Origin of the sequence: Roseicyclus marinus, assembly GCF_036322625.1 — a bacterium.
GTDB lineage: Bacteria > Pseudomonadota > Alphaproteobacteria > Rhodobacterales > Rhodobacteraceae > Roseicyclus > Roseicyclus marinus_A.
The window spans coordinates 2,288,566-2,313,610 of record NZ_AP027266.1 but is presented as its reverse complement, the minus strand read 5'-3'; the positions used below and the strand labels follow the sequence as shown (position 1 = coordinate 2,313,610).

The following is a 25,045-nucleotide window of genomic DNA, read 5'->3' as shown; positions in this document are numbered from 1 at the left end:
CTTTGGCCCAGAGCGTCCGTTAGCGCTAACTAAGCCAGTTGCCCGAAAATTGAAAGCGCTTTGAGAACTTTCGTCACATTCTGTCTCTGCCGCCGCCTTGCAGGCGTCAAGGCCCTTGCATCGCGCCCCGGCGCAGGATTTTGCTCCCCCGCATGACAAAATCGCGCGAATCCGTCACCGATGCCGAGATCTTCGAGATGCGCCTTGCGCGCAGCGCCGATGACCTTTGGCCCATGCTCGACCGCCTCTATGGCCAGCACCCCGCCTATGCGGGCTTCCGCGCCGATCTGGAGACCGCGATGCGCCGCGCCTGGGCGGACCGCCCCGTGGCGCTCAAGCGCCTCGATCTCGCGCGCGATCTCGAACCCGACTGGTTCCAGCGCCCCGGCATGGTGGGCTATGTCTTCTACATCGACCGTTTCGCCACCGACCTCAAAGGCGTGCGGGACAGGCTCGACTATCTCGCCGATCTCGGCGTCACCTATATCCACCTGATGCCCTGCCTCCAGCCGCGCCCCGGCGACAGCGACGGCGGCTATTCGGTGCAGGATTACCGCGCGATCAATCCCGCCCTGGGAACCATGGCGGATTTCGAGGAAACGCTCGCCGCCGCCCGCCAACGCGGCATCAGCACCTGCATCGACCTTGTCCTGAACCACACCGCCAAGGAACACGCCTGGGCCCTGGCCGCGCGGCGCGGCGATCCCGACTATCTCGACTATTACATCACCTTTCCCGACGACACCCTGCCGCAGGAGTTCGAGAAAACCGCGCACGAGGTCTTTCCGGCCCATGCGCCCGGCAATTTCACCTTCTACGACGACATGAACCGCTGGGTCTGGACCTCGTTCAACGAACATCAATGGGACCTGAACTGGGCCAACCCCCGTGTCTTCCTCGAAATGGCCGAGATCATGCTGTTCCTCGCCAACAGAGGGGTCGAGGTGCTGCGCCTCGATGCCGTGGCCTTCTTGTGGAAACGGCTGGGCACCCGCTGCCAGTCCGAACCCGAATGCCACATGATCCTGCAGGCGCTGCGCGCCGTCACCCGCATCACCTGTCCCGCCGTCATCCACCTCGAGGAGGCGATCGTCGGCCCGGCCGAGATGCTGCCCTATCTCGGTCGCGGCGAACATGACGGCAAGGAAGGCAATCTTGCCTATCACAATTCGCTCATGGTGCAGATCTGGTCGGCCCTGGCCTCCCGCGACACGCGGATGATGAGCCATGTTCTCGCCACCCATTTCCCGCCCGTCCTCAACAACGCGACCTATGCCAATTACCTGCGCTGCCACGACGATATCGGCTGGGCCGTGACGGATGAGGATGCCGCCGCCGTGGGCCTCTCCGGCCCGCTCCACCGCGCCTTCCTCTCCGATTTCTACGAAGGCGTCTTCCCCGGCAGCTTCTCGAAAGGCGAACTCTTCCAGCACGACCCGGAAACCGGCGACAAGCGCATCAGCGGCACCTGCGCCTCGCTTGCGGGGATCGAACGCGCGCTGGCAGCGGGCGATCCCGTGGCGCTCGACCGGGCCATCGACCGCGTCCTGATGGGCCATGCGCTGATCGCAAGCTTCGGGGGCATCCCGCTCATCTACATGGGCGACGAATTGGGGATGCTGAACGATTACGGCTACAAGGACATCCCCGATCACGCCCATGACAGCCGCTGGCTGCACCGCCCCGTGATGGATTGGGGCCGCGTGGCCGAGGCAAAGGCCGATCCCGGCTCCGTCCCCGGCCGCCTTCTGGGCGGCATCGCTCATATCATGGCCCGCCGCGCCGCCACGCCCGAAATCCATGCCCGCAACCCGACCGAGATCCTCGAGACGGGCCATCGCAGCCTCTTCGCCGTCGCGCGCCGCGCCCCGACAGGGCCTTTGCTCTGCCTCTTCAACTTTTCCGAGGAATGGCGCTTCGTCTCCCGCGACTGGGCGGAACACCATGGCGTGGCGGGCTTTTTCGACGTGCTTTCGGGCGCGCCGGTGGGCGACGGCCATGACCGTCTGCCCCTGCCGCCCTATGCGCGGGTCTGGCTGCGCTAGACCGCGCCAGACCCCCGTTCAGGCCCCCGTTCAGGCCCCCGTTCAGGCCAAGTTCAGGCCCCGTAAAGCCCCGCGACCCGCGCCCTGAGCGTCACCAGCGCCAGCACCGTGTCGATGGTGGGCGTGGGCGTTTCGGTCACGCGGCCCAGCTCCTGCACCGACCCCAAAAGCGCGTCGATCTCCATCGGACGACCCGCATCGAGATCTTGCAGCATCGAGGTGCGATGCGCCCCCACGGCGGCCCCGCCATCGATCCGGCGATCCACGTCGATGGGGAATTTCACGCCCAGCTTCTCGGCGATCTCCTGCGCCTCCAGCATCATGCCGCGCGCCACGCCCCGCGTGCCGGGATCGGTGCACAGCACATCGAGCGTCGCATGGGTCAGCGCCGAGATCGGGTTGAACGACAGGTTCCCCCAGAGCTTCACCCAGATCTCGTCGCGCAGGCGCGGGCGCACGGGCGCCTTCAGTCCCGCCTTGCCCAGAGCCTCCGACAGCCGCGTCGCGCGCTCCGATTTCGACCCGTCGGGCTCGCCCAAGCTGAACCGGTTGCCCTCGATATGCTTGACCACGCCGGGCTCGATGACTTCGGCCGCCGGATAGACCACGCAGCCCAGAACCCGGTCGGGACCGAACCCGTTCCATTGCGCATCGCCCGGATCGACAGAGGCCAGCCGCGTGCCTTCCAGCGCGCCGCCCACCTTGTGGAAATACCACCACGGCACCCCGTTCACGCCCGACACGATCGTGGTCTCCGGCCCGATCAGCGGCGCCATCTTGTCCACGACGGGGGGCACCGAATGCGCCTTGAGCGTGACGATGACGTAATCCTGATGCCCGAGCGCCGCCGGATCGTCCGAGGCGTTGACGGCGAATGTCTTGGTCTCGCCCTCCTCGATCAGCGTCAGCCCCTTGTCGCGCATCGCCGCCAGATGGGGCCCGCGCGCGACAAGGCTCACCTCGGCCCCCGCTTCCGCCAGTTTCGCCCCCATGTAGCCGCCGATGGCGCCCGCGCCGAAAATGCAGATCTTCATGCTGTCCCTCACCGGGGCGATGCACCCGGCCCCTTCCTCATCTTGGCAAAAAACTCCGGGGGCTTGGGGGCAGAGCCCCCAAACCTCTCCGCCTCACGCCTCGGCGACCAGCCCCAGCTTCTCGGCCAGGCCGATCCGCTGCAGCTTGCCCGTCGCCCCCTTGGGGATCTCCGACAGGATCACCACCTTGCGCGGCACCTTGAAGCCCGCAAGCCGCTCTCCCGCGAAATCGCGGATCTGAGCCTCGGTGGCCTCCATCCCTTCCTTCAGCACCACCGCCGCGCCGACCTCCTCGCCGAGCTTGGGATGGGGAATGGCAAAGGTCACGACCTGCGCCACCGCCGGATGGGCCGACAGGACACCATCCACCTCCAGCGGCGAGACCTTTTCGCCGCCCCGGTTGATGATCTCCTTCAACCGTCCCGTCAGCGACAGGTAGCCTTCGTCGTCGAACTGGCCCTGGTCGCCGGTGCGGAACCAGCGCCGGCCCTCGGCCTCGAAAAAGCTCTTGGCATTGGCCTCGGGGTTGCCCTCGTAACCGGGTGTCACATTGGGCCCCGAGATCACGATCTCGCCCACGCCCTCGACCAGCCGGTTCTCGATCTCATGGGCGATCCGCACGAGCGGGCCCGCTTCCACGCCCACCGATCCGGGCTTTTGCGCACGCGGCGGCAGGGGATTGGACGCCATCTGGTGGGCGGCTTCCGTCATCCCGTAGCCCTCGATCACCGGCGCGTTGAAGGTCGCGGCCAGCTGCTCCATCACCGGCCCCGGCAGGCTGGCCGAGGAGGAGCGCAGGAAGCGCAGGGGCACAGTCTTGATCGTCTCCGCATTGCGCGCAGCCCGCGCAAGGATCGTCTGGTGCATGGTCGGCACGGCCGTGTACCAGCTGGGCCGCGCCTCCTCCATCCAGCCGAAGAATTTCATCGCGTCGAACCCCGGCGCGCACCAGACCGACCCGCCCGCGGCAAGGCTCGACGAGACAGCGGCGATCAGCCCGTGGATATGGAACAGGGGCATCACGTTCAGGCAGCGATCAGCCGGCGTCAGCGCCAGCGAGGCGCCGATATGCCGGGCCGAGGCCGCGACATTGGATTGCAACAGCGGCACGATCTTGGGCCGCGATGTCGTGCCCGACGTGTGCAGGATCAGCGCGACGTCATCGGGGCCGGGGGCCGCCCGGTCCGCCGTGCCCGCGCTTGTCTCTGCGCTCAAGCCGAATGTGCCCGCGGGCTGGCCCGCCTCGACCGACAGGCGGATGATCGACAGGCCCAGACCCTTGGCCGCGGCATGGGCCGGGCCGCTCTCGCCCTCGGCCAGGATGATCGCCTTGGCCTTCAGATCCTCGAGGTAAAAGGCGAATTCCTCTTCCTTGTAGGCGGGGTTCAGCGGGCAGGTGGTGGCAACACCCGCGACGGTGACAAAGGCCACGGCCATTTCCGGCCCGTTGGGCAGCACGATGGCGACCCGGTCGCCGCGCCCCACGCCCGCGTCATGCAGCTCCTGCGCGACCCGCGCGGCCTGTGCCGTCAGCCCGCCGAAACTCAGCCAGTCGCGGCCCGGTGCCCCGATCGCGGGCGCGGCCGCGTCCTGTGCGCTGATCAGCGCGGCCAAAGTATCCGTCATGTTGTCCCCTCCGATGGTGCCCGCGTCTCCTGCGCCGACATCGCGCATATAGTCCTGCGTGACGCAAGGGCGAGGGCGGACAGCTGCAATGGCGCGCGCCCTGCCGTCTTGCCGCCGGATTGTCAATTCCCGACAAAGCAGGCATGACTTGGCCCCACGCCACCCCGTCAGGAGCCAGCGCCATGCATCTCGCCCGTTTCCCCCGTGTCCATCTCGCCCATCTGCCGACGCCGCTGGAACGGATGGATCGCCTGTCCGAGGCTTTGGGCGGCCCCGAGATCTGGATCAAGCGCGACGATTGCACCGGCATGTCCACCGGGGGCAACAAGACCCGCAAGCTCGAATTCCTGATGGCCGAGGCGATGGACCAGGGCGCCGACATGGTGATGACCCAAGGCGCGACCCAATCCAACCACGCCCGCCAGACGGCGGCTTTCGCGGCCAAGCTGGGCATGGACTGCCATATCCTGCTCGAGGATCGCACCGGCTACCAGGATCCCGACTACACCCAGAACGGCAATGTTCTGCTCGATCTCCTGCACGGGGCCACGACCGAACTGCATCCCGGCGGCACCGACATGCCCGCCGCGATGGAGCAAGCCGCCGAGGCCCGGCGCGCCAAGGGCAGAAAGGTCTATGTCATCCCCGGCGGCGGCTCGAACCCGACAGGCGCGCTCGGCTACGTGAATTGCGCGCTGGAACTGCTGGGCCAGGCCAATGACAGGGGGCTGGTGATCGACCGGCTGGTCACCGCCACCGGCTCGTCGGGCACGCAGGCGGGGCTTGTGGCGGGGATGTGCGCGCTCAATGCGGGCATCCCGGTTCTGGGCATCGGCACCCGCGCCCCGCAGGAGCGTCAGGAACAGATGGTCTATGACCTCGCCTGCCGCACCGCCGAGAAACTGGGCTGCCCCGGTGTCGTGCAGCGCGGGGATGTCGTGGCCGATACCAATTACGTGGGCGCAGGCTACGGCCTTCCGCGCGAGGATACGCTCGAAGCGATCCGCCTTTTCGCCGAGCTCGAGGGCATCTTGCTCGACCCGGTCTATTCCGGAAAGGGTGCTGCGGGCCTGATCGATTGGTGCCGCAAGGGCCGCTTCAAACCGGGCGAACGCGTGGTCTTCCTGCACACCGGCGGCTCCGTCGGGCTCTTCGCCTACAAGGGGGCGCTGGCCCGGGGATGAGAACGGTCGGCATCCTTGGCGGCATGGGGCCCGAGGCGACGGTCCTCCTGATGCAAAAGGTCATCGCCGCCGTGCCCGCCACGGATGACGCCGACCATGTGCCGCTTCTCGTGGACCAGAACCCACAGGTTCCCAGCCGCATCGCCCGTCTGATCGAGGGCCGGGGCGACGATCCCGCCCCGGTGCTCGTCGCCATGGCCGAGCGGTTGCAGGCGGCCGGGGCCGCGGCGCTGGCCATGCCCTGCAACACCGCCCATCATTACGCGGGCGAGATCGAGGCTGCGGTCACCATCCCCTTTCTCGACATGGTCGCGGCCTCCGCCCGCCGCGCGCGGGCCATCGCGGGGCAGGGGGGGCGCGTGGGCCTTCTGGCCTCGCCCGCCGTGGCGCGCGTGGGCCTCTTCGACCGCGCGCTCGCCGCCGAGGGGCTCGAGGTTCTCCACCCCGAAGACGGCCCGGCGCTTCTGTCCGCGATCCGGTCCATCAAGGCCGAGGGCCCGAACGGCGCCGCACGCGCGGCGCTTATGGCCGCATCACGGGCGCTTCTGGACAAGGGCGCGCAGGTCCAGCTCATCGCCTGCACCGAATTTTCCCTCATCCCCGAGGCCACAGCCCCCGGCACCACCGCGCTCGACACGCTGGATGTTCTGGTGGACGAGATCGTGGAGTTTGCGCACGGTGCCTGACGGGGGACGCGGTTTCGAAACCGCGTCCGAAGGCCTTTCGAAAGGCCTTCCCACCGCTCAACCCGCGCGCGCCGCGTCATACATCGCTTCCGCCGATTGGCGCACCACCTCCGCCAACTCCCGCAGATCCCCGGCCAGCGGGCTTGTCCTCCGCCAGATCATGCCGACGGTGCGTGCGGGCCTTGCCCCCTCGAACCGCTGGATGGCGACGGGCGCGCCGCGCGTCTCCACCGCCACCGCCATTTCGGGGATCAGCGTCACCCCGATGCCCGCCCCCACCATCTGCACCAGCGTCGACAGCGACGAGCCGTCGAACCCCGCCCGCCTCGCGCCCCCCCGCAACCCGCAGACCTCCAGCGCCTGGTCGCGGAAACAATGTCCCTCTTCCAGCAGCAGCAATTGCATGTCCGGCAGCGCCTCGGGCGAGGGGACGGGGCGGTCGGCCTCCGTCTCGGACCGGACCAGCACGAACCCCTCCGAGAACAGCGCCACCTCGTCGAGCGACGGCTCGGACACCGGCAGCGCCACCAGCGCCGTATCCAGCCTGCCTTCGGTCAGCTCCGCGATCAGCCGCTCCGTCTGCGTCTCGCGCACCTGCAGATCCACCCCCGGATAGCGCGCCGCAAGGTCACGGATCAGCCGTGGCAACAGATAGGGCGCGATCGTGGGGATCACCCCCAGCCTCAGCCGCCCGCCGGGTCCGTCGCGGCGCGTGCGCACCACATCCGACAATTCATCCACCGCCCGCAGGATATCGCGCGCGCGCGCCACGAATTCCTCGCCCAGACCCGTCAACCGCACCTGCCGCGCGCCCCGCTCGAACAGCCGCGCGCCCAGACCCTCCTCCAACTCCTTGATCTGCATCGACAGCGCGGGCTGCGTGACCGCGCAGACCTCCGCCGCCTGCCCGAAATGGCCGTGACGGGCCAGGGCATCGACATAGCGCAGCTGCTTGAGGGTGATGTTGTTCATAACATGAACTTATCATGACAATCAGTAAATACAACTTATCCTGATGCCGCAATCTTGCTAGAACGATTCCAGACAGGCGGGAATCGGCTTTTGCCGATCCTCGGGACACGCGATCCACCTTTCGCAGCTTGCATGGGAGACAGATGATGATGGACGGTGATGACAAGGCCATGGGCAAATGCCCGGTGATGCATGGCTCGATGACGACGCATTCGGCGGGCGTGACCGATTGGTGGCCCAAGACGCTCAACCTCGACATCCTGCACCAGCAGGACAGCAAGACGACCCCGCTCAAGGGCTTCGATTACCGTGAAGCGGTCAAGACGCTCGATTTCGACGCGGTCAAGGCCGATGTCACCGCGCTCATGACCGACAGCCAGGACTGGTGGCCGGCCGATTGGGGCCATTACGGCGGCCTGATGATCCGGCTTGCCTGGCATTCCGCCGGCTCCTACCGCCTGATGGACGGCCGTGGCGGCGGCGGCGCGGGCAACATCCGCTTCGCACCGCTCAACTCCTGGCCCGACAACGGCAACCTCGACAAGGCGCGTCGCCTGCTCTGGCCGGTGAAAAAGAAATACGGCAACAAGCTCAGCTGGGCCGACCTGATCCTGCTCGCGGGCAACGTCGCCTATGAATCCATGGGGCTCAAGACCTTCGGCTTCTCCTTCGGCCGCGAAGACATCTGGCACCCGGAAAAGGACGTCTACTGGGGCTCCGAACAGGAATTCGTGGGCGATGCCGCGCAGCGCTACGAAGACATCATGAAGCCCGACACGCTGGCCAACCCGCTCGCCGCCGTCCACATGGGCCTGATCTACGTGAACCCCGAGGGCGTGAACGGCCAGCCCAACCCCCTCAACACCGCCGAGCAGGTCCGCGTGACCTTTGCCCGGATGGCCATGAACGACGAGGAAACCGCGGCACTGACCTGCGGCGGCCATACCGTCGGCAAGGCGCATGGCAATGGCGATGCGAGCGTTCTGGGCGCCGAACCCGAAGCGGCCGGCATCGAGAACCAGGGCTTTGGCTGGGTGAACCCCAACCTCGGCGGCAAGGCCACCAATGCCGTCACCTCCGGCATCGAAGGCGCCTGGACGACCCATCCCACCAAATGGGACATGGGCTATTTCAAACTGCTGTTCGGCTACGACTGGGAACTGACCAAATCGCCCGCGGGCGCATGGCAGTATCGCCCGATCGACATCCGCGAAGAGGACATGCCGGTCGATCCCACCGATCCGACCAAGCGCGTCATGCCCATGATGACCGATGCCGACATGGCGATGAAGGTCGATCCGGCCTATAACGCGATCTGCCAGAAATTCATGGCCGATCCCGAATATTTCGCCGATACCTTCGCCCGCGCCTGGTTCAAGCTGACCCACCGCGACCTCGGCCCCCGCGCCCGCTACATCGGCCCGGAAGCCCCGCAAGAAGACCTGATCTGGCAAGATCCGGTTCCCGCGGGCAACACGGGCTACGATGTCGCCGCCGTCAAGGCCAAGATCGCGGCCTCGGGTCTCTCGGTCGCCGACATGGTCGCCACCGCATGGGATTCTGCGCGGACCTTCCGCCAGTCCGACCTGCGCGGCGGTGCCAATGGCGCGCGCATCCGGCTTGCCCCCCAGAAGGATTGGGAAGGCAACGAACCCGCGCGCCTGGCCCGTGTCCTCTCGGTGCTCGAACCCATTGCGGCGGAAACCGGCGCCTCGGTCGCCGACGTGATCGTGCTGGCCGGTAACGTGGGTGTCGAACAGGCGGCCAAGGCCGCAGGTTTCGACGTGACCGTGCCCTTCCAGCCGGGCCGGGGCGATGCCACCGACGAGATGACGGATGCCGACAGCTTCGCATGGCTCGAGCCCTTGGCCGACGGCTATCGCAACTGGCTGAAAAAGGACTTCGACGTCGCGGCCGAAGAGCTGATGCTCGACCGTACCCAGCTTCTGGGCCTGACCGGCCCGGAAATGACCGTTCTTATGGGCGGCATGCGGGCCATGGGGGCCAATTATGGCGGGTCCAAGCACGGTGTCTTCACCGACCGCGAGGGCGCGTTGACCACCGACTTTTTCGTCAATCTGACGGATATGTCCTACAAATGGGTGCCGAAGGCCTCGAACCTCTACGAGATCGTCGACCGCAAGTCGGGCGCGACCAAGTGGACGGCCACCCGCGTCGACCTCGTCTTCGGCTCCAACTCGATCCTGCGCGCCTATGCCGAGGTCTATGCCCAGGACGATGCCGCCGAGAAGTTCGTGAACGACTTCGTGGCCGCATGGGCCAAGGTCATGCACAACGACATGTTCTGACCCGCCGGGATCAGGAGGCCGGGGCGGCAGCGTCCCGGCCAGGAAACGCGAAACGGCCCGGGGGAAACTCCGGGCCGTTTTCGTCCTTGGCGGGGCAGGGATGTCCTCTCCGGGTTTGTGCCGAAACCGGGACGCCCCCCAATCCGCCCCACTCCGCCCCGGAGGGCTGCGGCTGGCCGCGGCCTGCCGCCCCGCCGCCTGTGGTCAACGTTTTATCGTAACAGGTCAGGACGACCCCTGACCGCGCGCTGGTGTCCCCAAAGCGGCTGGCCGGGGGGCGGCCATCCGCTGCCCGGGCCGCATGCGCGGCTGTTCCGGGCGGGGACGGGTTCAGCCGTGGTAGGGGCAGCGGGCGCCCAGACTTCGCCCCTCACCCCAGCGCGGCCAGCCGTGCCTCCTGCCGGGCGATCAGCGTCTCGATCTCTTCCAGCGTCGCCGCACTCAGCACCGTTCCGGGGCGGCGCACCGTGGCATGGGCAATCGCGCCCCTCTTGGCCAGGATATGCTTGCGGATCGCAAGGCCCAGACCCGGCTGGCTTTCATAGCGCATCAGCGGCAGATAGGCGTCGAAGACGTCGCGCGCGCGCCCCTCGTCCTCGGCCTTCGTCAGGCGCACCACCTCGGCCATCATCTCGGGATAGGCAAAGCCCGTCATCGCCCCATCGGCCCCGCGCAGCATCTCCTCCAACAGGAACATGCCGCCATTCCCGCACAGGATCGAGATGCGCCGCGCGCCCTCGGCCTCCTGACGGCGCAGCGTCGAGATCTTCTCCAGCCCTGGCCAATCCTCGTGCTTGAGCATGACGCAAGTGGGGCAGCTGTCCATGATCGTGCGGATCACGCGGGGCGTCATCTGCACCTCTGTCACCAGCGGGAAATCCTGCAAGACCCAAGGTGTCTTGCCCAGAACCTCGGCCACCATCTGGAAATAGCCGATGATCTGGTCATCGGTCCTGAGCGTTGCGGGCGGGGCCACCATCACGCCGGCAGCACCCCGTTCCATCGCCGTGTCGGCCATGGCCTTGATGCCCGCCAGACCGGGGGCCGAAACGCCCACCACGACCGGAACGCTGGCCCTCGCCGTCACGCGGTCGATCACGATCCCGCTTTCCTTGGCCGACAGCTTGCCCGCCTCGCCCATGATGCCGAGGATCGTCAGACCCGTCGCGCCGCGCGCCTCGTAGAAATCGACCATGCTGTCTAGGCTCTCGATGTCCAGCGCGCCATCGGGCAGGAACGGGGTCGCCGCGATGGTAAAGACGCCTTGGGCGGTTTCATCAAGCAGGGTCTTTGCGGGCATCATGGCCTCCGGCTGTTGTCGGGTCTGGTCATCGGGTCTGGTCATCGGGCGGGGGCAACGGCGCGCGCCCCGGGGCACAGGTCTAGCGCGCGTCCGTGGCCCTGCCAAGCCGCGCACTCTGGCCTCCGCTCGGGCCCCCGTTCAGGCCCCCCGTTCAGGCCCCCCGTTCAGGCCCCCGTTCAGGCCCCCGCGCGGGTCGCCTGCTGGATCTCGATCTGGTAGCCCTCGGGATCGCGGCAGACAAAGGCGCGGATGCCGATCGCCTCGTTGGCAAAGATCCGCGACAGCCCCGCCACCCCCTCTGCCGCAAGATAGGCGTGCCAGCCGTCGACATCCGCCACCCGGATGCACAGCTGCACGCATTTCTCCGCCTGCCAGCGGTTCATCCCCCGCGCCTCGTCCACCAGCCCCACATGGGCGCCCGGCGCGATCTCCATGATCTTGGCCAGATCGCCCTGATCGATGGCAAGCCGCAGCCCCATCACGTCGCGGTAAAAGGCGAAAGCGCGCGGCAAATCCTTGTAATACAGGAACGTGATCGCCAGCACATGGGGCGCGGTCGGGCGCTCGGCCATCCCTCAGCCCTCGATCAGCGCGGTCAGCTCCGCCAGCTTTTCCGCCACCAGACCGGGCTTGCCCCGCGCCTCGATATTCAGCCGCAAGAGCGGCTCCGTGTTCGACGCCCGCAGGTTAAACCGCCATTCCCCAAAGGACAGCGACAGCCCGTCCGTCTCGTCGCGCGCCTGCGCTTTCGGCCCGTATTCCCCCTCGATGGCCGCGATCACCGCCTTCTGATCGGCCACCCGGAAATTCACCTCGCCCGAGGACGGATAGGCCGCCCGCCGCTCTGCCAGCAGCTCCTTCAGGCTCTGGCCCTTCCGGCAGACCAGTTCGATCATCAGCAGCATCGGGATCATGCCGCTGTCACAGGCCATGAAATCGCGGAAATAATGATGCGCCGACATCTCCCCGCCATAGACGGCGCCCGTGTCCCGCATCACCTGCTTGATGAAGGAATGGCCGCATTTCGACTGGATCGCCTGACCGCCCAGATCCGCCACGATCTCCTGCGTGGCCCAGATCACGCGCGGGTCATGCACGATCTTCTGCCCCGGCTCCTTGACGAGGAACGCCTCCGCCAAAAGGCTCACGACATATTCCCCGGGAACAAAGCCCCCCTCGTGGTCGAAAAAGAAACAGCGGTCGAAATCCCCGTCCCAGGCGACCCCCATATCCGCACCATTGGCGCGCACCGGATCGGCCGTCAGCGGCTGGTTCTCGTCCAAGAGCGGGTTGGGGATGCCCGCCGGAAAGCTGCCATCGGGCGCGTGATAGACGCGGACAAACTCGATCGGCGCGCCCGCCTGTGTCAACGCATCGGCCAGCGCGTCGAAGGTCGGCCCCGCCGCCCCGTGGCCCGCATTGACCAGAACCTTCATCGGCTTCAGCGCGCCGACATCGACGAATTCCATCAACCGTGCGACATAGGCGGCCCGCGTCCCGCTTGCATCCGTGACCTTGCCTCCCGCAATGCCCGCCGCAAACGCCCCGCTTTCGGCCAGGGCCTTGATCGCGGCCATCCCATCCGCATTGCCGATGGGCGCCGATCCGCGCTGCACCATCTTCATCCCGTTGTAATCCATGGGATTATGGCTCGCCGTCACGCAGATCCCGCCATCCGCCTCCAGATGCGTCACCGCGAAATAGGTCTCCTCCGTCCCCGACAGGCCAAGGTCCAGAACCTCCACCCCCGCCTCCATCAGCCCGCGCGCCACGGCCCCCGCCAACGCCTCCGAGGTCGGGCGCACATCCCGCCCCAGGACCACCCGCTTTGCCCCCAGAACTTGCGCAAAGGCCCGCCCGATCCGATGGGCGATCTCCTCGTTCAATTCGTCGCCCAGACGGCCCCGGATGTCATAGGCCTTGAAACAAGTCAGCGGCGGAATGCGGGTCATGCGAAAACGCTCCTTCAAGGATCACGGACTGCCCCAGACCTAGCGCATCGCCCCCAAAGACGAAAGCAGGGCCATTGGCGGCCCGCCCAAATGCGCTAGGCTGAACCCCATGCTGATCGTGAGCGACACCACCATTTCCAATCGCGGCGTTCTGGAAACCCGCAGCCTGCCCAAGAAATTCATGGGCCGGGTGCAGCTTGTGCCGCGCCGGGGGGGCTTCCGGCTCTGGACCCGGATGATCGTGGAAATCCAGATCCTGCGCTATCTCTCGGCGCTTCTGCCCTTTGTCGCCATCCCGCTCCTGTCGCGCGACCTGGCGCTGCCCGTCACGCAGGCGCCGCTCGCCATGCTCATCGTCATCGCCTTCGTCGAGATGAAGGTGCTGCGCCTGTCCAAGGCGGGCCGCGCCCGCGCCGTCGATGCGGATACGGCGGCCCGCCGCCTCGACACGCTCGCCTTCCGCGCCCGCGCGGCGCTGCGCAAGATCGCGGCCCGCCACGCCCTGACGGACGGCGAATTGCGCCTTGTCATCGAACAATCCGAACTGGCCCGCATCGCCCCCCTGACGCTCGTCTCGGTCCAGACCGACCGGCCCGCCCCCCGCCTCCTCTCGCTCGACGAGGGCGACCGCGCGGCACTCGCAGATCTTTTCGATGCCGATCTGACCGAGCGCGACCTTCTGGCGGTCAATCACCGCGACGACCTCTATATCCGTGACATCGCGCAAGAAACCCGCGCCGTTTCCGCCCATGCGCGGCTGGCGGCAGCGCTTGAAAAACGGGCAGCCAGCGCATGAGCGTGAATGCGACCACCGTCTCGGCGGGCGAGGCGCTGTCTGTCCTTCAGGCCGGATGGGCCGCGCAAAACTCCGGCGGCCTGACCGCCAGCTGGATGCTCCACGGCCGCCCCGGCGTCGGAAAAACCGAAGTCGTGCAAACCCTTGCTCATCGCATCGGGGCCGAGCTCTTCGACCTGCGCCTGACGACCATCGAACCCCAGGACCTGCGCGGCCTTCCCTATTTCGACCACGAGGCCGCGAAAACCATCTGGTACCGCCCCGAGGATCTGCCCGACACCGACGCGCCCGCGATCCTCTTCCTTGATGAGCTGACCGCCGCAGCCCCCGCCCTGCAACCCACCGTCTACGGCCTCTTGCAGGAACGCCGCGTGGGCCGCCACCGCCTGCCCGACAGCGTGATGATCATCGCCGCCGGCAACAGGATCGAGGATGGCGCCATCGCCTATGACATGGGCACGGCGCTGTCGGACCGGCTCATCCACATGATCGTGCAGGCAAATCCCGAGGATTGGCTGAAACACTACGCCATCCCCGCAGGCATCCATCCCGCCGTCGCGGCCTTCATCCGCAGCCGCCCCGATCTCTTGGAAACGACCGAGGACAGCTTGCGCCGCGGCCAGATGATCGCCTGCACCCCGCGCAGCTGGACCCGCGTCAGCCGCATCCTGCAAACCGTGCCCGACCGCGCCACGCGCTCCGTCATGATCGCGGGCACCGTGGGGGCGGCCCCCGCCGCCGAATTCGCGCTTCTGGCCGATGAAATCGCGGCCACTGTCCAGATCGGCGCGATGATGGACACCCCCCGCGCCGACCGCGCGGCCATGTATCCCCGCACGCTTCATGGCCTGACCGCGCTGGTCTATGGCCTGATCGGCGCGACACGCCGTGAAAATCTATCCACAGCGATCGAGATTCTGGCCGATCTGCGCGGGCTTGGCAGGCAAGGTTACGGTGGATTGCCGCTTGGCGAACTGGCCGCCTTCGGCTTCGAGATGCTGATCGGCCGCGCGCTCGAACAGGGGTGGGAGGATGTCTTTGCCGACAGCCCCGATTACGCCGCCTATGCCGCAGACCGGCAGGCGGCAGGGTTGCCGTGACGCGCCATTCCACCCGCGCCGCCCGCGCGCTCGCCCATCTGGGCGAGGTTGATCCGGCCCTTGCCGTCCTGGCGCTCTGGTGCCGCCACCGCGACGGCGATGGCGCGACCCGCACCGATGGCGACACCATCAGCTATGGCCCGGGCTTTGCCACCTTGGGCCTGCCCGAACAGGTGGGGCTTGTGGCCCACCACGTCCTCCATGTCGCGCTGCGCCATTCCGACCGGCAGGCAGGCTTGGCCGAACGCCTGGGCGACGGGTTCGACGCCTCGCTCTTCGGCCTTGCCGCCGACGGGATCATCAACGAGACGCTCATCCTTGCAGGCCATGCCGTCCCGCGCCCCGCCGTTCTTCTGACCGAGCTTCTGGCCGAGGCGGGCTTGCCCGCCCAATCCCCCATCGCGGCCCTTGAACGCTGGGATGCCGACAGGCTCGCCATGGCGCTCCATTCTGATCCCAAACGCGCCGAGAAACTCCGCGAATGGGGGGCGACGCGCGGCTTTGCCGTCGATCTGGGCCTTGGCGAACCCGACGACAGCGGCGAGACCCAGAAAACCGCCGATTGGCGCAACCAGATCCTCCGCGCGCTCGAAGCCGGGCGCAAGGCAGGCACCGGCATCGGCAAACTGGGCGCGATCCTGGCCGATCTCGCCCCGGCATCCGTCCCGTGGGAGGTGGTCTTGCGCGGCCTTCTGGCCCGCGCGCTCACCGAACGGCCCCATCCCAGCTGGCGCCGCCCCTCGGGCGCATGGCTGGCCCGCATGGCCGAGGCGCGCCGCAGCGGCGGCCCCGCGCCTGTCTATGAACCGGGCCGCGCCCGGATGGATGCGCGCCCCCGGCTGGTCCTGGGCCTCGATACCTCCTCCTCCGTCGATGCGCAGATGCTGCGCCTGTTCACCGCCGAGGCGCAGGGCATCGCCCGCCGCACCGGGGCCGAGGTGCATCTGATGGGTTTCGACGAGGCGGTCTTTCTTGAAAAGCGCCTCGACCCGACGGGCTGGCAGGCGCTGGGCGATCTGCCGCTGCGGACGGGCGGCGGCACGGATTACGCCGATCTCTTCGACCGGGCAGGGGCGCGTGCCCCCTCCATGCTCGTGGTCCTGACCGACCTCGACGCGGTCATCCCGCCCGCGCCGGGCTACCCCGTGCTCTGGGCCGTTCCCGCCCTGGTCGAGCCGCCGCCCCATGGCCGGGTTCTGCTCATGGGCGAGGGGCGCTGACGCGCACTACGGATGCACTACGGATGCACTACGGAAAAACGACGGTATACCGACAGCCCGTTCTCACTCCGCCGCCTCCCGCCGCCCCCCGCTCTCCCGCTGCGCGTTTTCCCAATCCGGCGCGATCCACGGCTCCAGGTTTTCCGCCGCAAGCGGCGCGCGCCCAAGGATGTGATCGGCGGCCTTCTCCCCCACCATGATCGAGGGGGCATTCAGATTTCCGTTCGGAATCAAGGGGAAAACCGAACTGTCCGCCAGCCTCAGCCCCTCCACCCCGATCACCCTCGTCTGAGGGTCCACGACCGCCATCGGATCGTCCCGCCGCCCCATCCGCGCCGTCCCGCACGGATGATAGGCGCTTTCCGCATGTTCCCGGATCACGGCGTCCAATTCCGCATCCGTTTCGGCCTTTCCGGGCTGGATTTCGTGGTCGACAAAGCCCGCCATCGGCTCGGTCCCAAAGATCTCCCGCGTGAGCCGGATCGCGCGCCGAAACTCTTCCCAATCAGAGGTTTGAGACATGTAATTGAACAAGATCCGGGGCGCCGCGCCCGGGTCTTTCGAGCGCAGGGTAACGCTGCCCCGGCTCTTGGATCGCATCGGTCCCACATGCGCCTGAAACCCATGCCCCTTGGCCGCCGTCTTGCCGTCATAGCGCACGGCGATGGGCAGGAAATGGAACTGGATATCGGGATAGTCGATCCCCGCCCGCGACCGGATGAAGCCGCAAGCCTCGAAATTGTTCGACGCGCCAAGACCTTGGCGGAAAAACAACCATTGCGCGCCCACCAGCGCCTTGCCCCAGAGCGACCAATAGGGCGCAAGGCTGACGGGCTTGGTGCAGGCATACTGGATATAAAGCTCCAGGTGATCCTGAAGGTTCGCCCCCACGCCGGGCCGATCCGCCACGACAGGAATTCCCATTTCTGTCAGATGCTTGGCCGGTCCAATTCCACTGAGCATTAGAATTTTAGGCGAATTGATCGCACCGGCGGACAAGATCACATCCCCCCGCGCGCCGATCACGCGACCGTCCGTCAACCGCACGCCCGTGGCGCGGCCCTCGACGATCTCGACCTTTTCCACCAAACCGCGCACGACCCGGCAGCGCCCGGTTTTCAGCGCAGGCCGCAGATAGGCCTTGGCCGCCGACCAGCGCTCGCCCTGCCAGACGGTCATCTCGAAGGCGCCGAACCCTTCCTGCCGCTGGCCGTTGTAATCCTCGGTCGCGCCATAGCCCGCATTCGCCCCCGCCTCGATAAAGGCTTGGAACAAGGGATTTTTTCGGGGTCCCCGCGTGATGTGCAACGGGCCGTCATGCCCCCGGAACCGCGGATCGCCCGCTTCGCCATGCCATGTTTCGGCCCGTTTGAAATAGGGCAGCACATCCGCATAGGCCCAGCCATCCGCGCCCATCTCGGCCCATGTGTCGAAGTCGCGCGCATGGCCGCGCACATAGATCATCCCGTTGATCGACGATGACCCGCCCAGCACCTTGCCGCGCGGGCAGGCCATGACGCGCCCGCCCATATGCGGCTCGGGTTCGGTCACGTAGCCCCAGTCGTAACGCTTCATCCCCATCGGGTAGGACAGGGCGGCGGGCATGTTGATGAACGGCCCCCAATCGGTGCCGCCATGTTCCACGACGATGACGGATTTCCCTGCCTCGACAAGGCGATAGGCGATGGCGCAGCCCGCGCTGCCCGCGCCGACGATGACGTGATCCGCGTCCAGTGCTTCGGGCATCAATAAGCCGCCTCCACCGGGGTCATGCCGACATAGACGGTCTTGAGCTGGCTATAGGCCTCGATCGCCGCGCGGCTGTTTTCGCGCCCCAGCCCCGAGCCCTTGATCCCGCCAAAGGGCAGTTCCACGGGCGTCAGGTTGTATTGGTTGATCCAGACGGTCCCCGCCTCGATCGCATGGATCACGCGATGGGCCCGCACGAGATCGCGGGTAAAGACTGCACCCGACAGACCCAGATCGGTCGCATTGGCGCGCGCGATCACCTCGTCCTCGGTGTCGAAATCAAGGACCGACATCACGGGGCCGAAAATTTCGTCCCGCGCGATGGTCATCTCGTCGGTCACATCGGCAAAGATCGTGGGTTCCACGAACCATCCGGGCCGGTCGAGCCTGCGCCCGCCATGCACCAGCCGCGCGCCTTCCGCCTTGCCTTTTTCGATGTAGGAACAAGTGATTGCGAGCTGTTCGGCACTGGTCATCGGGCCAAGGTTCGTGGCCTCGTCCCTTGGGTCGCCGATGGTTGCCTTGGCCACGCGCGCGACTAGGCGCGACAGGAATTCCGCCTTGACCTCGCGCTGCACGAAAACCCGCGTGCCGTTGGAACAGACCTGGCCCGTGGAAAAGAAATTGGCGTTGATCGCCGCCGAAACGGCCGAATCCAGATCGGCATCGGCAAAGATGATCAGGGGCGATTTGCCGCCCAGTTCCATCGTCACATGTTTCATCTGCGCGGCAGCGCCCGCGTAAACCTTTTTGCCGGTTTCAGCCGATCCCGTCAGCGACACCTTGGCGACGCGGGCATCCTCGACCAGCGCGCGGCCCACGGTTCCCGCCCCCTGGATCACGTTGAAAACACCCGGCGGCGCCCCCGCCTCGGTCAGGATTTCCGCGAGTTTCAGGGCACATAGCGGCGTCTGTTCGCTGGGTTTGAAAACCATCGTATTGCCGCAAACAAGGGCCGGCGCGGCCTTCCACGCGGCGACCTGCGTGGGATAGTTCCACGCGCCAAGGCCCACGCAAACCCCGAGCGGCACCCGCATCGTATAGGCCCAATCGGACCCGAGCGGCACATGTTCGCCCGTCAGCGTGCCCGCCAGACCGCCGAAATATTCCAGCGCATCGGCGGCGGATGTGGCATCTGCCACCAGCGTCTCGGAAATCGGCTTGCCGGTGTCGAGCGTTTCCAGTTCCGACAATTCCCGGTTGCGCGCGCGGATGATGTCGGCGGCACGGCGCAGGATGCGGCCCCGTTCGACGGGCATGAGCGCGGCCCAAGGCCCTTGGGCGGCCTTGGCGGCGGCAAGGGCCGCTTCGATCACGGCAGGCGTCGCCTCGTGCACCTGCGCGATCTCTTCGCCCGTGCCGGGAAAGATCACGGGCAGAGAAGCGCCCGTGGCATCCTCCAGATAGGCACCGTTCACGTAATGGCTGGCGGTCGGTTGGGCTTGCATCATTCCCCCCTCGGATAGCGTTGATTTTCCTCAAGGACATTCAGGTCCATGTGGTTGCGCATGAAGCGCTCGGAGGCGGCGCGGAGCGGCTGGAAATCCCACGGGTAATAGGCCCCGTTGCGCAAGGATTCATAAACCACCCAGCGGCGCGCCTGGCTTTCGCGGACGGAGGCGTCAAAGGTTTCGAGATCCCAGCGTTCGGCGGCCATGCGGCGGAAACGGTCCAGCGTCTTGGCATGGGCGGGGTCGTCGGCAAGGTTCACGCGTTCCTGCGGATCGGCGTCGAGGTCGAACAATTGCTCGGGGTCGGCGGCGCAATTGGTGTATTTCCAGCGGCCTTGGCGCAGGCCGATCAAGGGCGTGATGCTTGCCTCGGCGGCATATTCCATCGCGACGGGGCTGGTCCGGCTTCGGCCCTGGGCAAGGGGCAACAGGCTTTCGCCATCGGTCCAGGGCATGACATCGGCCATCGACACGCCCGCCAGATCACACAAGGTCGGGCAAAGATCGATGGTCGACACCGGATCGCCGACCAGACCGGGCGCAAGACCCGGGGCCGCGATCATCAGGGGCACGCGGGCCGAACCCTCGTAGAAGTTCATCTTGAACCACAGACCCCGCTCGCCCAGCATGTCGCCATGGTCGGAGACGAAGACCACGATCGCCTCCTGCCGGGTCCGTTCCAGCACGTCGAGGATGCTGCCGATCTTGTCGTCGAGATAGGAGATATTGGCGAAATAGGCGCGGCGTGACCGGGCGATGTCATCCTCGGTGATCTCGAAATTCCGCCAGGCATTCGCGTCGAAGATGCGCTGTGCATGGGGGTCGTGATCGTCATAGGGCAGGGCGGCCATCTCGGGCTGCAGATGCGCGCAATCCTCGTAAAGGTCCCAGTATTTGCGCCGCGCGACATAGGGATCGTGGGGATGGGTGAAGCTGACGGTCAGGCACCAGGGCCGGTCGTCGCGCCCACGCGCGAGGTCATAGAGCTTTTGCTCGGCGGCAAAGGCCACCTCGTCGTCATATTCCATCTGGTTGGTGATCTCGGCCACGCCTGCGCCCGTGACCGAGCCCATGTTGTGATACCACCAATCGATCCGCTCGCCCGGTTTGCGGTAATCGGGCGTCCAACCGAAATCGGCGGGGTAGATATCGGTCGTCAGGCGCTCTTCGAAGCCGTGCAGTTGGTCGGGGCCGACGAAATGCATCTTGCCCGAGAGGCAGGTCTGATAGCCCGCGCGGCGCAGATGATGCGCATAGGTCGGGATGGAGGAGGCGAATTCGGCGGCATTGTCATAAACCCCGGTGCGGGACGGCAATTGCCCGGACATGAAGCTGGCGCGTGCGGGCGCGCAAAGGGGGCTTGCCGTGTAGCTGTTGGCAAAGCGCAGCGACCGCGCGGCCAGCCGCTTCAGGTTCGGCGCATGCAGCCAATCGGCCGGACCGTCGGGAAAGAGCGTCCCGTTCAGCTGGTCGACCATCACGATCAGGATGTTGGGGCGGGTCAAGTGCGATCTCCGATGGCAAGCGACAGGTAGGCGTCCACCGTGGCGATGGCCTGCGCCGCATCGGGCGGTCCGGCCTCGGTCAGGGTGTGGCGGATATAAAGCCCGTCGATCAGCGCGGCGGCGGTGCGCGCGACGGTCTCGGGCTGGTCGCACAGCGGGCGCAACGCATGGGTCAGGTTCGCCACCAGACGCCTTTGGTAGATGTTCAACAGCCGCGCCGCCTTGGGCTGGGTGCGGGCCAGAACGTAGAAATTGAGCCAGGCCGCGACCACTTCGGGCAGGAAGTTCTGGCCACCGAAACTGGCGCGGACAATCGCGGCGAGCCGCGCCCTTGGGTCTTGCGCCATGGCCAGTTCGCGGCGGGCCTCGGCTCCGAATTCGGACAGAATCGCACGCATCGCGGCAAGGAACAGGTCATCCTTGGACCCGAAATAATGATGGGCCAGCGCGCTCGACACGCCAGCGGCCTTGGCGATCTGACCTACGGTCACGTCAAGCGAGCCCCTGCGCCCGATCTCTCCGATCGTGGCGTTGACAAGCGCGTCCATACGCTGTGCCATCATGCCTACGCGTGGCATCGCAAGTCCCTCGATGGTTGCATTGCCGCAGAAAACAGGTTTTTAATTGACTGGTCAATCAACAAAACGACCAGAACAGGGAGATATGACCATGAGCCTTTTGACCCGCAGCGCGGCCAGCGCGCTGGCGCTCAGCCTTGTCGCAGGCGCGGCCATGGCGCAGGACGATTGCGCCACCGTGACGTTTTCGGACGTGGGCTGGACCGACATTACCGCGACGACGGCCGCCACCACCGTGGTGCTGGAGGCGCTTGGCTATGAGACCGAGATCCGCGTCCTGTCGGTGCCGGTGACCTATACCTCGCTCGCCTCGGGCGACATCGACGTGTTTCTCGGCAACTGGATGCCCACGATGGAGGCCGATATCGCGCCCTACCGTGATGCGGGCACCGTCGATACGGTCCGTGCGAACCTGACCGGCGCGAAATACACGCTGGCCACCAATGCGCATGGCGCGGCCATGGGGATCGCCGATTTCAGCGATATCGCGGGGGCCGCCGATGCGCTGGATGGCGAGATCTACGGGATCGAGCCGGGCAATGACGGCAATCGCCTGATCCTCGACATGATCGCGGCCGATGCCTTCGGCCTTGGTGCGGCGGAATTCGACGTGGTCGAAAGCTCGGAACAAGGCATGCTGGCGCAGGTCGCCCGCGCCGTCGACCGGGGCGAGCCGATCGTGTTCCTGGCTTGGGAACCGCATCCGATGAACGCCAATTTCGATCTGACCTACCTGACGGGCGGCGACGATTGGTTCGGTCCCGATCTGGGCGGCGCGACCGTCTACACCAACACGAGCGCCGGCTATGTCGAGGCCTGCCCGAACGTGGGGCAACTGCTGACCAATCTCGAATTCACGCTGGCCATGGAAAACGAGATCATGGGCGCGATCCTGAACGATGGCACCGACCCGGACGAGGCCGCGACCGCATGGATGGCGGCCAACCCCGACACGGTCATGGGCTGGCTGGACGGCGTGACCACGATCGACGGCGGCGATGCGGCGGCGGCCGTGTCCGCGGCGCTGGGTCTCTGAGGGCTGATCGCTTGGCCGGGGCGGTGCGCGCAGGACGCGTGCCGCCCTTTCCACGACCGGAGGAACCGCTGTGTTGAACTGGCTGACCGAGTGCGATGACGGCTGGCCCGAGGGGTTGGGCCCGCTTGGGGCTGTCGCCGAATGCAAATTGCGCGTGGGCGACGCCGCCGAGGCCGGGTTCGACTGGTTGCAATCCAACCTGTCGGGCCTGTTCGATGCCGTGGCCGCGGGGCTCGAGGTCCTCATCGAGGCCATCCTCGCGCTGTTGCAGGAGCCGCCCAACACCGGCTGGTTTTACGATCTGCGCCGGTCCGAGATCGACTATCTCTACCCGCCTGATTGGCACCCCTTTCTTGTGATGCTGATTTTCGTGGGGCTGGTCTGGCGGCTCCATCATGGGTGGCGGGTGCCGGCGCTGGTCGGGGCGGGGCTCCTGTTCATCATCAACCAGGGCTATTGGGAGGAAACGACCGAAAGCCTGACGCTGGTTCTGTCGGCCTGCGTGGTCTGCATGGGGCTGGGCGTGCCCATTGGCATCGCGGCGGCCCACAGGCCAAGGCTTTATACCGGCATGCGGCCCGTGCTGGACCTGATGCAGACGCTGCCGACCTTTGTCTACCTGATCCCGGCCATCGTTTTCTTCGGCATCGGCATGGTGCCGGGGCTGATCGCCACCGTCATCTTCGTCCTGCCCGCGCCGATCCGTCTGACGCATCTGGGCATATCTTCGACGCCTGTGTCGCTGATCGAGGCCGCCGATGCCTTCGGCGCCACCCCGCGCCAGAAGCTGTGGAAGGTCGAGCTGCCCTATGCCGCGCCGCAGATCATGGCGGGGCTGAACCAGACCATCATGCTGTCGCTGTCCATGGTGGTGATCGCGGCGCTGGTCGGCGCGGATGGGCTGGGCGTGCCCGTGGTGCGGGCGCTCAACCAGGTCAACACCGGGCTCGGTTTCGAGGCGGGGTTGATCATCGTGGTCGTGGCGATCCTGCTCGACCGGGTGCTGAGGGTGGGGCGCAGATGACCGAAATCCTTGAGGCATCTTGCCATTGCGGAACCGTCCAGTTTCGCGTGACGCTGCCCGACGGTCTTGCCTCGGCACGGCGCTGCACCTGTTCCTATTGCACGATGCGGGGCGCCGTGGCCGTTTCCGCCGCGCTTGACGGGATCGAATTCGTGACGGGCGAGGACAACCTGACCCTCTACCAATTCGGCAGCAGGACCGCGCGGCACTTCTTTTGCCGGACCTGCGGGATCTATACGCATCATCAGCGCCGCTCGAATCCGAACCAATTCGGCGTCAACTTGGCCTGTCTGAAGGGTCTGTCTGTCTGGGACCTGCCGGACATCCCGGTCAATGACGGCATCAACCACCCGTCCGATGGGGCCCCGCCCCGGATCGACGGAATCCTGCGTTACGAGAAATCCCCGACATGACCCATGCTGTCCGTTTCCACGATGTCTGCATCATGTTTGGCGACCACCCCGAGGCGGCGCTGGAGCAGGCCGATGCCGGGGCAAGCCGGGCCGAGATCCAGTCCGCGACCGGGCAGGTTCTGGGGGTGCATGATTGCACGCTGGACGTGGAAGAGGGGGAAATCCTTGTTCTCATGGGGCTTTCCGGCTCGGGCAAATCCACGCTCCTGCGGGCTGTCAATGCGTTGAATCCCGTGGTGCGCGGCCATGTCGAGGTGCGCGTGGGCGACAGGATGGTCAATGTCACCGAGGCGCGGGGCGCGGCCCTGCGCGGGTTGCGGCAGACGGCCGTGACCATGGTGTTCCAGCAATTCGGCCTTTTGCCCTGGCGCAGCGTCCGCGACAACGTTGGGCTTGGCCTTGAACTCGCAGGTCTCGGGGCCGAGGAGCGCCGCGCGCGGGTCGCGCGGCAGTTGGAGCTTGTGGGCCTCGCGGACCGGGCCGATGCCCTGGTCGGGGAATTGTCGGGCGGCATGCAGCAGCGCGTGGGACTTGCGCGCGCCTTTGCGACAGAGGCCCCCATCTTGTTGATGGACGAGCCTTTTTCCGCGCTAGACCCGCTGATCCGGTCCAAGCTTCAGGATGAGCTCCTTGATCTGCAACGTGACCTGAAACGCACCATCATCTTTGTCAGCCATGACCTCGACGAGGCGTTCAAGATCGGCAATCGCATCGCCATCATGGAAGGCGGACGGATCGTGCAATGCGGCACCCCGCGCGAGATTTTCTCGGAGCCGGCCAATGAATATGTCGCGGAATTCGTGGCCAATATGAACCCTTTGGGAGTTCTGACCGCGCGCGACGTGATGCAGCCGGTGCCGGGTGCGGGTGACCGTATCGCGGCCGATCTGCCGGTGCGCGACATCCTGAAGCGGTTCGCCGAAAGCCCCGCCGCGCTGGCGGTGGAAGAGGCGGGTCGCGTGGTGGGCACGGTCACGCCCGAAAGCGTGACCGCGCGACTTGGGTCGTAATCCCCTGAATTTTCGTACGAAAATTCAGGGGAGCCGATTATTCGTACGAATA

At 66.5% G+C, this 25,045-nt stretch carries 21 protein-coding genes; 11 read left to right on the top strand and 10 right to left on the bottom strand.

What is annotated here, in order from left to right:
* Positions 1-152: 152 nt before the first annotated feature.
* On the top strand, positions 153-2,045 hold the full coding sequence (locus AABA51_RS11005) for an amylosucrase (protein WP_338271891.1): 1,893 nt from the start codon (positions 153-155) through the stop codon (positions 2,043-2,045).
* Between the two features lie 53 nt (positions 2,046-2,098).
* Here AABA51_RS11005 and AABA51_RS11000 read toward each other — a convergent pair whose 3' ends face one another.
* Positions 2,099-3,079, bottom strand: a complete 981-nt coding sequence (locus AABA51_RS11000; protein ID WP_338271890.1) for a 2-dehydropantoate 2-reductase — start codon at positions 3,077-3,079, stop codon at positions 2,099-2,101.
* Positions 3,080-3,172: 93 nt separating this feature from the next.
* Complete coding sequence (locus AABA51_RS10995) at positions 3,173-4,705, bottom strand: acyl--CoA ligase (RefSeq protein ID WP_338271889.1); 1,533 nt, start codon at positions 4,703-4,705, stop codon at positions 3,173-3,175.
* 182 nt (positions 4,706-4,887) lie between these two features.
* Here AABA51_RS10995 and AABA51_RS10990 point away from each other — a divergent pair, with 182 nt between their 5' ends.
* A complete protein-coding gene (locus AABA51_RS10990) occupies positions 4,888-5,889 on the top strand; it encodes a D-cysteine desulfhydrase (protein WP_338271887.1) in 1,002 nt (333 codons plus the stop codon).
* Entirely contained in the window at positions 5,886-6,575 is a 690-nt protein-coding gene (locus AABA51_RS10985) for an aspartate/glutamate racemase family protein (RefSeq protein WP_338271886.1), read from the top strand. Before AABA51_RS10990 ends, AABA51_RS10985 begins: the two co-directional genes overlap by 4 nt.
* Positions 6,576-6,632: 57 nt before the next feature.
* On the opposite strand, the gene AABA51_RS10980 is transcribed toward AABA51_RS10985, so the two are convergent.
* The gene (locus tag AABA51_RS10980) at positions 6,633-7,547 is read right to left on the bottom strand and encodes a hydrogen peroxide-inducible genes activator (RefSeq protein ID WP_338271885.1); all 915 of its coding nucleotides are present in this window, start codon (positions 7,545-7,547) and stop codon (positions 6,633-6,635) included.
* A gap of 149 nt (positions 7,548-7,696) precedes the next feature.
* Between AABA51_RS10980 and katG the strand changes: the two genes are divergently transcribed.
* Entirely contained in the window at positions 7,697-9,856 is a 2,160-nt protein-coding gene (katG, locus tag AABA51_RS10975; protein ID WP_338276544.1) for a catalase/peroxidase HPI, read from the top strand.
* 370 nt (positions 9,857-10,226) lie between these two features.
* Here the strand turns inward: katG and AABA51_RS10970 are convergent, their stop codons facing one another.
* From AABA51_RS10970 to AABA51_RS10960, 3 genes are all read right to left on the bottom strand, one after another.
* Positions 10,227-11,201, bottom strand: coding sequence for a dihydrodipicolinate synthase family protein (locus AABA51_RS10970; protein ID WP_338271883.1), 975 nt, complete (start codon positions 11,199-11,201; stop codon positions 10,227-10,229).
* A 134-nt stretch (positions 11,202-11,335) separates the two neighbouring features.
* A complete protein-coding gene (locus AABA51_RS10965) occupies positions 11,336-11,731 on the bottom strand; it encodes a VOC family protein (protein WP_338271882.1) in 396 nt (131 codons plus the stop codon).
* Between the two features lie 3 nt (positions 11,732-11,734).
* Positions 11,735-13,102 (bottom strand): phosphomannomutase, encoded by a 1,368-nt coding sequence (locus AABA51_RS10960; protein ID WP_338276542.1) that lies wholly within the window; start codon positions 13,100-13,102, stop codon positions 11,735-11,737.
* 118 nt (positions 13,103-13,220) lie between these two features.
* Between AABA51_RS10960 and AABA51_RS10955 the strand changes: the two genes are divergently transcribed.
* The 3 genes from AABA51_RS10955 to AABA51_RS10945 are packed head-to-tail and all read left to right on the top strand — an operon-like array spanning position 13,221 to position 16,227.
* On the top strand, positions 13,221-13,907 hold the full coding sequence (locus AABA51_RS10955) for a hypothetical protein (protein WP_338271881.1): 687 nt from the start codon (positions 13,221-13,223) through the stop codon (positions 13,905-13,907).
* On the top strand, positions 13,904-15,007 hold the full coding sequence (locus AABA51_RS10950; RefSeq protein ID WP_338271879.1) for an AAA family ATPase: 1,104 nt from the start codon (positions 13,904-13,906) through the stop codon (positions 15,005-15,007). The genes AABA51_RS10955 and AABA51_RS10950 overlap by 4 nt, the downstream gene beginning before the upstream one ends.
* The gene (locus AABA51_RS10945) at positions 15,004-16,227 is read left to right on the top strand and encodes a vWA domain-containing protein (RefSeq protein ID WP_338271878.1); all 1,224 of its coding nucleotides are present in this window, start codon (positions 15,004-15,006) and stop codon (positions 16,225-16,227) included. The genes AABA51_RS10950 and AABA51_RS10945 overlap by 4 nt, the downstream gene beginning before the upstream one ends.
* A 63-nt stretch (positions 16,228-16,290) precedes the next feature.
* Here the strand turns inward: AABA51_RS10945 and betA are convergent, their stop codons facing one another.
* From betA to betI, 4 genes are read right to left on the bottom strand one after another with little or no spacing between them, the layout of a single operon-like run.
* The gene (betA, locus tag AABA51_RS10940; RefSeq protein WP_338276540.1) at positions 16,291-17,961 is read right to left on the bottom strand and encodes a choline dehydrogenase; all 1,671 of its coding nucleotides are present in this window, start codon (positions 17,959-17,961) and stop codon (positions 16,291-16,293) included.
* 11 nt (positions 17,962-17,972) lie between these two features.
* The gene (betB, locus tag AABA51_RS10935; protein WP_338271877.1) at positions 17,973-19,427 is read right to left on the bottom strand and encodes a betaine-aldehyde dehydrogenase; all 1,455 of its coding nucleotides are present in this window, start codon (positions 19,425-19,427) and stop codon (positions 17,973-17,975) included.
* Positions 19,424-20,932 (bottom strand): choline-sulfatase, encoded by a 1,509-nt coding sequence (gene betC / locus AABA51_RS10930; protein WP_338271876.1) that lies wholly within the window; start codon positions 20,930-20,932, stop codon positions 19,424-19,426. The genes betB and betC overlap by 4 nt, the downstream gene beginning before the upstream one ends.
* Positions 20,929-21,510, bottom strand: coding sequence for a choline-binding transcriptional repressor BetI (betI, locus tag AABA51_RS10925; protein ID WP_338271875.1), 582 nt, complete (start codon positions 21,508-21,510; stop codon positions 20,929-20,931). The genes betC and betI overlap by 4 nt, the downstream gene beginning before the upstream one ends.
* A 91-nt stretch (positions 21,511-21,601) precedes the next feature.
* Here betI and choX point away from each other — a divergent pair, with 91 nt between their 5' ends.
* From choX to choV, 4 genes are all read left to right on the top strand, one after another.
* On the top strand, positions 21,602-22,546 hold the full coding sequence (gene choX, locus AABA51_RS10920; protein ID WP_338271874.1) for a choline ABC transporter substrate-binding protein: 945 nt from the start codon (positions 21,602-21,604) through the stop codon (positions 22,544-22,546).
* A gap of 70 nt (positions 22,547-22,616) precedes the next feature.
* Entirely contained in the window at positions 22,617-23,570 is a 954-nt protein-coding gene (gene choW / locus AABA51_RS10915) for a choline ABC transporter permease subunit (protein ID WP_425328804.1), read from the top strand.
* Positions 23,567-23,983 carry a GFA family protein gene (locus AABA51_RS10910; RefSeq protein WP_338271873.1) on the top strand — a complete coding sequence of 139 codons (417 nt, stop codon included), beginning with the start codon at positions 23,567-23,569 and terminating at the stop codon, positions 23,981-23,983. Before choW ends, AABA51_RS10910 begins: the two co-directional genes overlap by 4 nt.
* The gene (choV, locus tag AABA51_RS10905; protein WP_338271872.1) at positions 23,980-24,993 is read left to right on the top strand and encodes a choline ABC transporter ATP-binding protein; all 1,014 of its coding nucleotides are present in this window, start codon (positions 23,980-23,982) and stop codon (positions 24,991-24,993) included. Before AABA51_RS10910 ends, choV begins: the two co-directional genes overlap by 4 nt.
* The last annotated feature ends 52 nt before the right edge of the window (positions 24,994-25,045 follow it).